The sequence below is a fragment of the Pseudomonas sp. Irchel 3A18 genome (assembly GCF_900187465.1).
Lineage (GTDB): Bacteria > Pseudomonadota > Gammaproteobacteria > Pseudomonadales > Pseudomonadaceae > Aquipseudomonas > Aquipseudomonas cichorii.
This window is the reverse complement of record NZ_FYDI01000001.1, coordinates 459,469-471,252: the sequence shown is the minus strand read 5'-3', so window position 1 is coordinate 471,252 and position 11,784 is coordinate 459,469. Positions and strand designations below refer to the sequence as shown.

The following is an 11,784-nucleotide window of genomic DNA, read 5'->3' as shown; positions in this document are numbered from 1 at the left end:
TCCTCAGAAGCCCAGGCTCAAATGTTCGGCAATCGGCCCAAGTGCCAGGGTTGGCAGGAAGGTCAGGCCACCGACCAGCAAAATGGTCACAGTCAGCAAAGTCACGAACAGCGGGCCATGGGTCGGGAAGCTGTTGATACCCTGTGGCGCGGCCTTTTTCATCGCCAGGCTGCCCGCCAGTGCCAGAACCGGCACGATGTAGCCGAAACGTCCCAGGAACATCGCCACGCTGAGCATCAGGTTGTGGAAAACGGTATTGGCACTGAAGCCACCGAACGCCGAGCCGTTGTTGGCCGTGGCCGAGGTGTAGGCGTACAGCAACTGGCTGAAGCCATGGGGGCCGGGGTTGCTCACCGAGGCCAGCGGCCCTGGCAGACTGGCAGCCACGGCACCGAGCACCAGCACGCCGACAGGCATGACCAACAGGGTCGCGACCAGCAGGCGGATTTCTGTCGCTTGCAGCTTCTTGCCAAGGTATTCCGGGGTGCGGCCAATCATCAGGCCGGCCAAGAAGACGGCGATCAACACGTTGAGCAACATGCCGTTGAGGCCGACACCGACGCCGCCGAAGATCACCTCACCGACCATCATGTTGACCAGCGCGACCATGCCGGTCAGCGGGTTGAGGCTGTCATGCATGGCGTTGACCGAGCCGTTCGACGCGGCAGTGGTCGCTGTCGCCCAGAGCACGGTAGCGGTGGTGCCAAAACGGCTTTCCTTGCCTTCCAGCGGCGCGGTCTGCTCGACACCTGCAATATTCAGCGCCGGGTTGGGCTGATACTCGGCCCACAGCGAAACAGCACCGCCGATCAGCAGCATGATCAGCATGCAGGCCATGATTGCGCGGCTCTGGCGCATGTCCTTGACGTAATGGCCGAAGGTGAACACAAGTGCAGCCGGAATCAGCAGGATCGACACCAGTTGCAGCAGGTTGCTCAAGGCAGTCGGGTTCTCGAACGGATGCGCCGAGTTCACGCCAAAGAAGCCACCACCGTTGGTACCCAGTTGCTTGATCGCGATCTGGCTGGCGGCAGGCCCCATGGGCAGGCTTTGGTCAGCGCCTTGCAGGGTGACGGCATCGATGTAGTGGGCAAAACTTTGTGGCACTCCCTGCCAGACCAGCAACAAGGCCAGCACGATGCACAGCGGCAACAGGCCGTATAGAGTGACGCGGGTCATGTCGGTCCAGAAGTTGCCGAGACTTTCGGTCGAGCGACGGCTGATGCCGCGACAGAACGCCAGCAGCACAGCAATACCGGTGGCGGCGCTGACAAAGTTCTGCACGGTCAGGCCGACCATCTGGCTCAGGTAACTCAGCGAAGCTTCACCGCTGTAGCTCTGCCAGTTGGTATTGGTGACGAAACTCATCGCGGTGTTGAACGCCAGCGACCACTCCAGACCCGGCAACTGCTGCGGGTTGAGCGGCAAGGCGCCCTGCCCCAGCAACATGGCGAACAGCAGCACGAAGCCGGCCAGGTTGAACGCCAGCAAAGCCCACAAGTAGGCTTTCCAGTTCTGTTCGACCTTGGGGTCGATGCCTGACAGTCGATAGCAGATATTCTCTACCGGCCTCAGCACCGGGCTGAGCCAGGTGCGCTCGCCTTCAACGACCCGATAGTAGAAACGCCCCAGCAAAGGCGCGGGCAACACGACCAGTACCAGAAAAGCCAGAATCAGCAGATAGTCATAACTGTGCATGGCAGCTCCTAGTTCCGGCCTGCGCGTAGCAGCGCAACCAGCAAGTAAATGAACAGCCCGACTGCCAACAGCAGTGACACCCCATCCAGAACGCTCATCAAGATTCTCCGTCGCTACGGCGGTTGCCGCTTGGGAGCAATTGTCCTCAGGAGGGCTGTAAAGGAACGAGAGCGACAGGTAACGAGGGGCGTAAAGACGGCGTAAAGAATGACCCGTGCCCCGTCTGGAGTAGGAGCGAATTTATTCGCGAGACGGGTTTTGAGGATTTGTACCAACTTGAATACATTCACGACATGCCCACGACATTCTGCCGCGACACCCTTTCGCCGCGCCCCGTGGCGAAGTAGCATGACGGGAGCGTTGATCCTCAACAGCGGCCAGTGATGGCGGCATCACAAGGCAGCAGTCGCACTATGCAACCCATTCCAGACAGCAACACCGATCAATCTTCATCCGAACAGCGCTGGAACACCCGTGCCTTGATCGTCGATGACGACGTGGCCATTCGTGAACTGCTCTGCGATTACCTGTCCCGTTTCAATATCCAGTCCAGAGGCGTCACCGATGGCACGCAGATGCGTCAGGCCCTGACCGAGGAAACCTTCGATGTCGTGGTGCTGGACCTGATGCTGCCCGGCGAAGACGGTCTGTCGCTGTGCCGCTGGCTGCGCAGCACTTCGGATATTCCGATCCTGATGCTCACCGCCCGCTGCGAACCCACTGACCGTATCATCGGCCTTGAACTGGGTGCCGACGACTATATGGCCAAGCCCTTCGAGCCTCGCGAACTGGTAGCCCGCATCCAGACGGTCTTGCGCCGTGTGCGTGACGAACGCAGCGAACAGCGCACCACCGTTCGCTTCGATGCATGGCGACTCAACAGTGTCCTGCGCCAGTTGATTGCTGCCGATGGCCTGGTGGTGCCGCTCTCCAACGCCGAGTTCCGCCTGCTGCGGGTATTTCTGGAACGTCCGCATCGCGTGCTCAGCCGTGAACAACTGCTCGATGCCGCCCGTGGTCGCTCCATCGAAGCCTTCGACCGCAGCATCGATCTGCTGGTCTCGCGTCTGCGCCAGAAACTGGGGGACGACCCCAAGAACCCCCAACTGATCAAGACGGTACGCGGCGAAGGCTACCTCTTCGATGCCAAGGAACTCGCTTGATAAGATCAGCCGATACACTCTTCGCACGACTTTTTGGCGGCGCGCTGATTGCGATCCTGCTGGGGCATGTACTGGCATTTATCTGGTTCACCCAATACGGTCCACCGCCTCCACCGCGGGAAGCACCACCCGCGGCGCAGCAGCAGGCCAATGACATTCCTCAGGATCGTGAGCGCCGCAAACCCTCATTCTGGCGTGGCCCGCTGACCGTCGTGGGCTTTCAGTTGGTCACTCTGGTGATCGCCGCCTGGTTCGGGGCCAAAGCCCTGAGCCGTCCCGTGCAGCGCATGAGCGAAGCAGCCGAGCGCCTGAGCGAAAACCTCGACAGCCCGCCTCTGGAGCTCACCGGCCCTCTGGAGGCGCGCAATGCCGCACATGCCTTCAATCTGATGCAGCAGAAAATACGCGAACAGATGCAGCAACGCGGACGCATGCTGGCAGCTGTCTCCCACGACCTGCGCACACCGCTGTCGCGCCTCAAGCTGCGCGTCGAAAAGATCGATGACCTCAAACTGCACGACCAGATGACTCAGGATCTGGACGACATGATCAACATGCTCGACGCGACCCTGAGCTACCTCAACGAGCATCGCAAGAGCGAAGAACTGCAACAGCTGGACCTGCAGGCACTGATCGAATCACTGGCCGAGAACGCGCAGGACAATGGCGACGACGTGCAGTACCAGGGCCAGTGCAAGCCACTCAGGATCCAGCCCATGGCGCTGCGCTCCTGCCTGCATAACCTCATCGACAATGCCCTGCGCTATGCAGGCAGTGTGCACATCGCTATCGAGGATCAGCCCGGTCGCGTGAAGATCTCGGTCATCGATCATGGGCCGGGCATAGCACCCGAGTTTCACGAGACGGTTTTCGAGCCCTTCTATCGACTGGAAGGCTCGCGCAATCGCAACTCCGGTGGTGTCGGCATGGGCATGACCATCGCACGGGAAGCGGCCTTGCGCATGGGCGGTGAGCTGTATCTGGCCCAGACGCCGGGCGGCGGCCTGACGGTAGTGCTTGATCTGCCGCGGGCCTGACGAGCGCGTATCCCACCCGATACAAATCCCACATCCCCACGACAACTGCCGCCCCGAGGCTTCATAAGCCGATGTACCGCCATCGGCTCTATAAACCTCAGGGAGTCAGTCCAATGATCAGTGGCATCAGCAGCAGTTATTCGAGCTACACCAGCTCGACCAGTTTGACTTCAGGCACCAACAGCAAGAAATTTCAGGAAGAGTTACTGGCAAAGCTCGATACCGACGGTGATGGCAGCATCAACAAGGAAGAACTGAGCTCGGCGCTTTCTTCCGACAAGAAAGACGGGATTACCGTCAGCCTGAGCGAAGCGTTCAGCAGCCTGGACAGTAACGATGATGACAGCCTGGATGCCGATGAACTGGCAGCGCTGACTCCACCGCCGCCTCCACCCGCCACGGACCTGGCAGAAGACCTGCTCAGCTCGCTGGACACTGACGGCGACGGTTCGATCAACAGCGACGAGCTGACCACCGGCCTCACCAATACAGGCAGCACGGCCGACAGCACTAAAGTGTTCGATGCACTGGATACCAACGAAGACGGCACCGTCAGCCTTGAAGAACTGACCGCCAGCCTGCAACCTCAGCAGCCACCCGCCGGCCCGCCGCCAGCACAGAATGCCAATGTCAGCAGCACCGACAGCGCCGCCCTGTTCAGCGCTCTGGATACCGACAGTGACGACAGCATCAGCGCCACCGAACTGGCCACTGCCCTGAGCCAGAGCAACAGCAATAGCGAGCAGACCAATGCCAATCAAATGGCCGCCCAGGCCTTGAGCAAGATGATTGCTGCATTGGGTGAGCGTTATGACACCGAAGGCAGCAAGCCTATCGGCAAATACCTCGATACCGCTGCCTGACCGGGAGACCGCCGCTGACCAGTGTCATGCGGCGGGATCTTTTAGCGGTGATTCTTGATGATTCGCTCGCCTGCGACCCAGTCGGTCAACAGGCTGTAGGCAACCGCCAGTAGCGTCGGCCCGATGAACAGGCCGATGAAACCATGTATTCCGTTTTTTTGGCGAACTGGGAGATACGTGGCGGGTGATGATCGTGTTAACCCGCTGCTCACTAATGGGATTTTGATTGGTCCGTATCAAGCGTCATAAAGGGCAATCTATCGTTTCTGATACTGGCTGAATGTGTAAGTGACCGCAAGGAATAACACCATACCGATCACATCAGCCACGAAATTCTGGTACGCCTGGGTGAACGGAATTCCGTTGGTGATGGGGTCATTCCACATCTCATTGCCCATTGATAATGCGAGGACATACAGCACCCCCATAACAGGCTTCCAACTGACACCCACCTTGAAGTCTCGAACAGTCGAGTGCCCTACCGTACGAAGGAGGGCCAGCGGCCAAGCATACAAGGGCACCGCAAAGATGCGATTGACTGTTTGCCTCAGGTCAAGCAATTGGATATCCGAACGCTCGCAGGAGAGGTAACTCAGGACGAAGGGGAATGTAAAGCCGAACAGGACATGACAAACGTTGTAATTCCAAGCGATGACGTCGAACAAGCAAACCTGGATGTACAGGTAAGACAGGCTGATAGTGGAGAAAATCAGCCCTGGTAAAAAAATGTTGCTTCGTTTCAATCGCATACGTAGTTCTCCCCAGACCGAAGATGGCCTGACTAAGACATTACAGGGATTTCAAAGCAGGGCAAGCCAAAGTAGCCTGTCGATTTCTTGGGGACAAAGTTGGAGAGGCGTCAGTTGCTGAGATGCACATCCACCCTCGCCGGGGACATTGTGATTCGCAAGCCTTGGGCGAAGTAATTACATTACTGGGCAAACCAGCCCTCAACTCTGATCAGCCGTATCCAGTCGAAGTATCCATATTGAGGGAGCTACAAGCCTATAGCTATCTCTGCTGAGGGTATTTCGAACAACCTTCTACTTCAAATACGGCCATCTGCCACACTCAAAGCTATGGCCAAATGACATCTTCACCGGTACATTTCTCTCTCTGTTGCTCCATAGAACAAGGAATGGGGCTCGGCCCCGCCGTTATACGGGCATGGACTGAGAGATAGAAGGATGAAAGATCCAGATGCTAGCCCCAGCGCAGCGGGGTATGGCTACCAATACGAACGCGCACTGTTCCGCATCTTCACGGCACCCAACGCGCAGACCAGATTCGGCATTGAAACGGCTGATGATGTTGAAGAGATCAGCCAGACAGAGACAGGTTCTCGGCGTGTGTCAGAGCAAGCGAAGCTCTCTGTCCAACCTCGCAAAAACCCACTGCAAGACAGCAGTAAAAACCTGTGGAATACACTCCGCATCTGGTTGAATGGGTTGGCGGCTGCTCGAAAAGAGCATGAGGAATTGCAGTTTCTCCTCGTCACGAACCGCGTGCTTAAGAAAGGCACGCTGGCCATGCGGCTTTCTGATGCACTTTCAAAGCAAGATGTGGCAGACGCGGTCGTTGCGCTTCGAACACATGCCGGCGGCATGACAGGCAAGCCTGGCGAGATCGCTCAGGATGTCATCGCCTACTCCGACGCCGACTTGGCATTTCTGATAGAGCACATGTCCATTGAGGACGGCCAGCTCAATGCCCAGATGAAGCAGCGCGTAATCGCATCCCTCCACCTCCCCGAGGATGCGGTGGCGAATGCTGAGGACATATACCATGGTCTGGTCGGTTTCCTGTTCGACCGCTGCCAAAAGACCTGGGTAGCCCGAAAGCCTTTCTGGACAACCGCTCAGCCTTACTACAACAAGCGCCAAACGCTCGTTGAAGCGTTCATGAATGGCCCTTGGGAACCTCTGCCCTTCGAGAAAACCGAGTTCGCAGAGTGGGCCGAGAAAATCGACCCTGCGGACATGCTTTTCGTGGAGCAACTCAACAAAATCAACATGCCGAAAAAACTGCTGATGAAGCAATTCGGCTTCTACTGTGCCGCCTACTCTGAGCGCATCCGCCTTCTGGAGTCAGGTGGAGTTCTGGCCAAGGACTTTGATTTGGCTGAGCGTGTGCTTAGTGACCGTTGGGAGGCGATCAACGACCGCCACCAGTTGGACAACATGACATCGCTGGATGGCTACGGCACTGCTGATTACAGATCTGTGATGACCAAAACCTTGTTTCCAGAAACCTTTCCCATGAAGGTGGGACGGGTTAACTCCACGGCTCAGTACCTGTTCAGCGGCACCTATCACAGGATGGCCAACGCTGATGGAACACATTCGCCCATCCATTGGCACCGTGACGCACCGACCTCGGAGGATGAGTCATGAGTGGGGCGTATCTGGATCATCAATTGATCCACAACTCGTCATTGGCCTGCTTTCTCCTGACGCATTTCATAGTCGAATACCAAGAGGCAGGGCTTGGGCAAACCCCGGATCTACCGAAATTGATGTTGGTGCTGCCCCTGGTGTGGAATCAGCGCTCACGCGACGCGTTGAGCAAGCGCACCAGCCGCTCCACCCTGGGTGCAGTGTTCAGGGAGATCCCGGTGTTGAAAATTGATCTGCAGCGAAGGGTGTCCGCCCATGCGGCTACCACCCTGCAAGGGCTCAATCTCGCCGTCTCTTCGCGTCTGGTTGGAAAGATCGGTCCCAAGGGAAGTGAAACCAGCTTCCAAGTCTTGGTCGATCGTTGGCCACGAGGCATCAAGAACACCATCCCCTCGGCCATGCTGCAGACCACTGAGAAACTGGCGAAGTGGTTTGCCACCGACACGACAGAAAATCTGTACAAGCTCTTGTTTGGGATTCCCAATGAAATTCACGATTGACGCAGTCATCCTCTGGCCTCGCTGCCCTGGCTTGGAGCCACGAGTCATTCCCTTTCAAGACGGGAAGATCAACATCATTTACGGGCTGAGCGGCACCGGCAAGTCGTCAATTGTTCACATCATTGACTACGTGCTGGGCGCGACCAAGTGTCAGATTCCCATCGGCATCATCCGCGACACAGTCGATTGGTTCGGGATGAAGATACGCCTTCTCGATACGACCTACATCGTCGCGCGACGCACTCCGGGAAACTCCCAAGGCTCCAACGAGCTTTTCATGCTGGAGGTCGACGATGAACAGATCCCGGACTCCGTTTACCGTACCCATTCCTTGGGGCAGTACAAAGCCGCCTTCGATGGCATGGTTCGGGTCAGTGACCTCCCCCATTCAGATGAGGAAGAGCCGTCCAGCTTCGATCGCCGCAGCTCCTATCGCGACATGGCAGCGTTCAACTTCCTCCCTCAGCACATCGTGGCAAACCCCAACACCCTGTTCTTCAAAACTGACTCATTTGCTCACAAGGAGCGCCTGACGCGAGCCATGCCCTACGCGCTCGGCATGGTGGATGCAAACTACATCATGAATGAGCGGCGTCGCGATGAAGCACAGCGCGAGCAGGAACGGCTACGTAAACAGCTAGCAGTCCACGATGCGGCCAAGGCGAGCCATTACGCTGACGTCGACCAACTATTTGATCGCTGCATTCAGTTGGGCCTGCTTGAGCGCACCAGTACCCAAGGCGCTCAGAAAGTCGAACTGCTCAAGAAGGTCGTCATCGCTACCCATGAAGGTCGGCTTGAGCAGACACTCTTGGAACCTCAACGACTGCATATCTCAGAAAAGCTGAAGGTGGTCATCGAGGAAGTCGGGAAGCAACAACGTATCGTTGACGAATTTGATGCCCAGATCGATGGCTTCGACCACCTAGCGCGTAACAGCAAGCGATTCGTCGCAGCAATTGATACTGAGAAGTCCCATGTCATTGGGCTCGACTGGCTCAAGCAGAGCGTCTCTGAAGGTGGGCACTGCGTCGCCTGCGGCTCGTTCACCAACGCCTTGCCTATGGTGATCGAGAACCTGGAAGAGAAGGTCAAGAAGGTCACCCGGATTTCGGACGCGCTCAAGGACAACCCCGTTGTCGACAAGCAACTGGCAACGCTGAAACGGCAGCGCGCCAAAGAGGAACGTGAGCTGTCGCGTTTGATGCGAGAGCAGGCTCGCTTGATCCAAGAGAATGAGCGTACCCGAAATGCCATTGGCCAAATCTACTATGTGGCAGGCGAGATCAGTCGACTGATCAAACAACTGGACGGCTCTGAAGCGGACGAAGGTCTGAAGAAGCGCATGACCGAGTTGGAAAGCCTGATTCGGCATTACAACTTCCAGATGTCGTTGACCGACATGGCTGAGCAAGAGCGCAAGGTGGATGCCCAGTTAGCCCCGATGTTCGAGGACTATGCGGATCAGTTCGGCTTGAACGGAACGCCTGGCTCTGAGATTTATCTGGACAGGAAAGAGCTCACGCTTCGCTTCGATTCTCACGGCCAGCGGGATTTCCTCTGGGAAATCGGAAGTGGTGCGAACTGGATGGGTTACCACATCGCGACGTTCCTCGGCATTCATGAATACCTGTCGAAGGAGGAGAATCGCAAGCTCCCACCTTTCAGCTTCATCGTGATCGACCAGCCGAGCCAGGTCTATTTCCCAAGCAATACCGGTGGCATCAATGCATTGGATGCAGGTTTCGAAGCGGTGAATCAAGCCCGGCCAGCGGATGTCGTTGCCACGCGCCGAATCTTCGAAGTCTTGGCTGAAGGCCTCAAGCGTGCAGGCCATTTCATCCAGATCATTGTCCTTGAACATGCGGGTCCGGACATCTGGGGGCAGGTCGCTGACACCGTTCCCGTAGCGGCTTGGGAGACCAAGGACGATGGGCTCATTCCTGCCCACTGGATCCACCGACACAATGACTTAGCGTAGGTACGCTTGGCCATTTGTGCTGCCAGGGTAAACTGGTCAAGTCCCGGAGGTCTAAGCGCCTGCGCGCCGGTTGTTCGCAGCCCTGACGGCACGACTGACAAGCAGGCCGCGCGCGCACCTCAATAGCCTCCCCTCATCTTCGCTCGAAAACATTTCGTACAGAGCCTAACGGTGATTCTTGATGATTCGCTCGCCTGCGACCCAGTCGGTCAACAGGCTGTAGGCAACCGCCAGTAGTGTCGGCCCGATGAACAGACCGATAAAACCGAACGCCAGCAAACCGCCAAATACTCCCAGCAGCACGATCACCAACGGCAGGTTGCCGCCACGGCTGATCAGGTACGGCTTGAGCACGTTGTCCACGCCACTGATGATGAAGGTGCCCCACAGGCCGAGAAATACCGCCATGCCGTATTCACCCTGCCAGACCAGCCAGGCAGTGGCCGGGATCCACACCAGTGGCGGCCCCATGGGAATCAGGCTGAACAGGAAGGTCAGGATCCCCAGCACCAGCGCACCGGGAATACCCGCGATCAGGAAACCGATCAGGGCCAGGATGGCCTGGGCTGCGGCGGTGCCGATCACGCCATTGACCACTCGCTGTACGGTAGCGGCAACCAGATCCAGATAATACGGAGCCCGGTCACCGATCAGACGCTCCAGCAGGCTGAGCACGAAGGCCGCCAGCCTCGGACCGTCACGATAGAAGAAAAACGCGAACACGATGCTCAGGCTCAGCTCGAGAATGCCGCCTCCAATCTGTGCGCTGCGGGCCAGCAGCCAGTTGCCGACTTCCCCCAGATAAGGCCTGGCAGCAGTAATCAATGCCGCACCTTGCTGATCGATGGTGTTCCACATACCGACCAGCCGCTCGCCCACCAACGGAATCCCCGCCAGCCAAACCGGAGGATCGGGCAGCCCGTCGACCTGAACATCCTTGATGAACGCCGTTGCATCCCGCACATGATCGGCGAGGTTGAACCCCAGCCACACCAGCGGCGCGGCCACCAGTAGCAGCCAGCACAGACTCATCACCAGAGCGGCCAGCGATTCGCGGCCCTTGAACCAGTGAGTCAGCAAACGCATCAGCGGCCAGCTGGCAAACGCCAGCACAGCACCCCAGACCAGTGCAGACCAGAACGGGGCCATTACCCAGAGACAGGCACCCAATAGCACCAACAACAGGATCTGCACCAGCAGGCGGTCGTTATTGAACATGGAGGACACCTATGAAAACGAGAAAGCGAACGGCTTGTACAGAGAGACTAGCGGATCACTTCGATCACAAGCCCTGCCTTATCGACACTGCCCGTCTCCAATCGTGCCGTGCGCACGCCCTTGGCAACCAGTGCTTCGCGCCATGCATCGGCATGGACGCCCGAAACCGTGGCACGCAAGGTGCTGTCCAGATTCAGGCCACGAGACAGTAAAGTGACCCAGCGCTCCTCGGGCTCGCCACCAAGCCGTGGCAGATCCAGCCTGCCGGTGCTTCTGAGCTGGCGCAGCAAGGTAGCGGACGTCGGCAGCAATTCGCCCAGAGGTGCGGCAGCCGTGAATTGCTCGACATGCAGGTAAGCGCGGCGATTGCCGCGAGTGATGCCATACAGGGCCACCAGGGTTTCGCTATCAGGCTCGGCCAGTCTCAGCAGCAGATAGGCTTGCCTGTCATCGGCACCATAAAGCTTGGAGTTGCCAAAAACATCATTGGCCCACAGGCTGCTTTCGCCGCAATCGCGGGCCTGACACCAGAACAACAACTCGGCGCCCTTCTGCTGCAAGGCTTCACGGGCAGCCGTGAAGGCTTCATCGGACGTGTGTTCGACAGGTAACTGGTAGGTAACCGAGGTAAGGCTGCCACGGGTGTTGACCTGACCGTCAAAACGCAACTGGCCGCTGATCTTGCGGATCGACCCCATCGGGTAGACACGTTCCAGCTCGGCAGCAGGCCGGTAATCGACTATTTCCGCGTCAGCCAGACGCGGCACGATGCTCAGATCGTGGCTGTCCGGCACATCCGCGGCAGACACCAGAGCGCTGAACAGTGAAGCTCCCAGCATGACAAATGGAGCACAGGATAAACGCATGGATGCTCTCATCAACTTGCAAAGGATGAAATGGAATGGACAACGTCGCCACTGAGGCGAAT

The 11,784-nt window shown here is 57.8% G+C and carries 11 protein-coding genes; 6 read left to right on the top strand and 5 right to left on the bottom strand.

Annotated elements, in window-relative coordinates; all coding sequences use genetic code 11:
* Positions 1–3: 3 nt before the first annotated feature.
* Complete coding sequence (gene kdpA / locus CKW23_RS02000; protein WP_095066941.1) at positions 4–1,698, bottom strand: potassium-transporting ATPase subunit KdpA; 1,695 nt, start codon at positions 1,696–1,698, stop codon at positions 4–6.
* A gap of 8 nt (positions 1,699–1,706) precedes the next feature.
* Complete coding sequence (gene kdpF, locus CKW23_RS01995) at positions 1,707–1,796, bottom strand: K(+)-transporting ATPase subunit F (protein WP_074569008.1); 90 nt, start codon at positions 1,794–1,796, stop codon at positions 1,707–1,709.
* A gap of 315 nt (positions 1,797–2,111) precedes the next feature.
* Between kdpF and CKW23_RS01990 the strand changes: the two genes are divergently transcribed.
* The 3 genes from CKW23_RS01990 (at position 2,112) to xopAW (ending at position 4,761) form a co-directional block, all read left to right on the top strand.
* Complete coding sequence (locus CKW23_RS01990) at positions 2,112–2,861, top strand: response regulator (protein WP_095066940.1); 750 nt, start codon at positions 2,112–2,114, stop codon at positions 2,859–2,861.
* A complete protein-coding gene (locus CKW23_RS01985; protein ID WP_095066939.1) occupies positions 2,858–3,898 on the top strand; it encodes a cell wall metabolism sensor histidine kinase WalK in 1,041 nt (346 codons plus the stop codon). Before CKW23_RS01990 ends, CKW23_RS01985 begins: the two co-directional genes overlap by 4 nt.
* A gap of 113 nt (positions 3,899–4,011) precedes the next feature.
* Positions 4,012–4,761: an EF-hand domain-containing protein gene (gene xopAW, locus CKW23_RS01980; protein ID WP_095066938.1), complete on the top strand. Its 750-nt coding sequence runs from the start codon at positions 4,012–4,014 to the stop codon at positions 4,759–4,761.
* A gap of 257 nt (positions 4,762–5,018) precedes the next feature.
* Here the strand turns inward: xopAW and CKW23_RS01975 are convergent, their stop codons facing one another.
* Complete coding sequence (locus CKW23_RS01975; protein WP_095066937.1) at positions 5,019–5,510, bottom strand: hypothetical protein; 492 nt, start codon at positions 5,508–5,510, stop codon at positions 5,019–5,021.
* 438 nt (positions 5,511–5,948) lie between these two features.
* Here CKW23_RS01975 and CKW23_RS01970 point away from each other — a divergent pair, with 438 nt between their 5' ends.
* Genes CKW23_RS01970 through CKW23_RS01960 form a run of 3 tightly spaced genes read left to right on the top strand, consistent with a single transcriptional unit; the run spans position 5,949 to position 9,638 of the window.
* Positions 5,949–7,154 carry an ABC-three component system protein gene (locus tag CKW23_RS01970; protein ID WP_095066936.1) on the top strand — a complete coding sequence of 402 codons (1,206 nt, stop codon included), beginning with the start codon at positions 5,949–5,951 and terminating at the stop codon, positions 7,152–7,154.
* Positions 7,151–7,657, top strand: a complete 507-nt coding sequence (locus CKW23_RS01965; protein ID WP_095066935.1) for a three component ABC system middle component — start codon at positions 7,151–7,153, stop codon at positions 7,655–7,657. Before CKW23_RS01970 ends, CKW23_RS01965 begins: the two co-directional genes overlap by 4 nt.
* Positions 7,641–9,638, top strand: a complete 1,998-nt coding sequence (locus tag CKW23_RS01960) for a DUF3732 domain-containing protein (RefSeq protein WP_095066934.1) — start codon at positions 7,641–7,643, stop codon at positions 9,636–9,638. The genes CKW23_RS01965 and CKW23_RS01960 overlap by 17 nt, the downstream gene beginning before the upstream one ends.
* Positions 9,639–9,803: 165 nt before the next feature.
* On the opposite strand, the gene CKW23_RS01955 is transcribed toward CKW23_RS01960, so the two are convergent.
* Both CKW23_RS01955 and CKW23_RS01950 read right to left on the bottom strand, forming a co-directional pair.
* The gene (locus CKW23_RS01955; RefSeq protein WP_025260611.1) at positions 9,804–10,856 is read right to left on the bottom strand and encodes an AI-2E family transporter; all 1,053 of its coding nucleotides are present in this window, start codon (positions 10,854–10,856) and stop codon (positions 9,804–9,806) included.
* A 47-nt stretch (positions 10,857–10,903) separates the two neighbouring features.
* On the bottom strand, positions 10,904–11,722 hold the full coding sequence (locus CKW23_RS01950) for a DUF4892 domain-containing protein (protein ID WP_025260612.1): 819 nt from the start codon (positions 11,720–11,722) through the stop codon (positions 10,904–10,906).
* Between the last annotated feature and the right edge of the window lie 62 nt (positions 11,723–11,784).

Coding starts and splice junctions, on each gene's coding strand:
- kdpA (WP_095066941.1), bottom strand. CDS start 1,698: ATGCACAGTTATGACTATCTGCTGATTCTGGCTTTTCTGGTACTGGTC.
- kdpF (WP_074569008.1), bottom strand. CDS start 1,796: ATGAGCGTTCTGGATGGGGTGTCACTGCTGTTGGCAGTCGGGCTGTTC.
- CKW23_RS01990 (WP_095066940.1), top strand. CDS start 2,112: ATGCAACCCATTCCAGACAGCAACACCGATCAATCTTCATCCGAACAG.
- xopAW (WP_095066938.1), top strand. CDS start 4,012: ATGATCAGTGGCATCAGCAGCAGTTATTCGAGCTACACCAGCTCGACC.
- CKW23_RS01975 (WP_095066937.1), bottom strand. CDS start 5,510: ATGCGATTGAAACGAAGCAACATTTTTTTACCAGGGCTGATTTTCTCC.
- CKW23_RS01970 (WP_095066936.1), top strand. CDS start 5,949: ATGAAAGATCCAGATGCTAGCCCCAGCGCAGCGGGGTATGGCTACCAA.
- CKW23_RS01965 (WP_095066935.1), top strand. CDS start 7,151: ATGAGTGGGGCGTATCTGGATCATCAATTGATCCACAACTCGTCATTG.
- CKW23_RS01960 (WP_095066934.1), top strand. CDS start 7,641: ATGAAATTCACGATTGACGCAGTCATCCTCTGGCCTCGCTGCCCTGGC.
- CKW23_RS01955 (WP_025260611.1), bottom strand. CDS start 10,856: ATGTTCAATAACGACCGCCTGCTGGTGCAGATCCTGTTGTTGGTGCTA.
- CKW23_RS01950 (WP_025260612.1), bottom strand. CDS start 11,722: ATGCGTTTATCCTGTGCTCCATTTGTCATGCTGGGAGCTTCACTGTTC.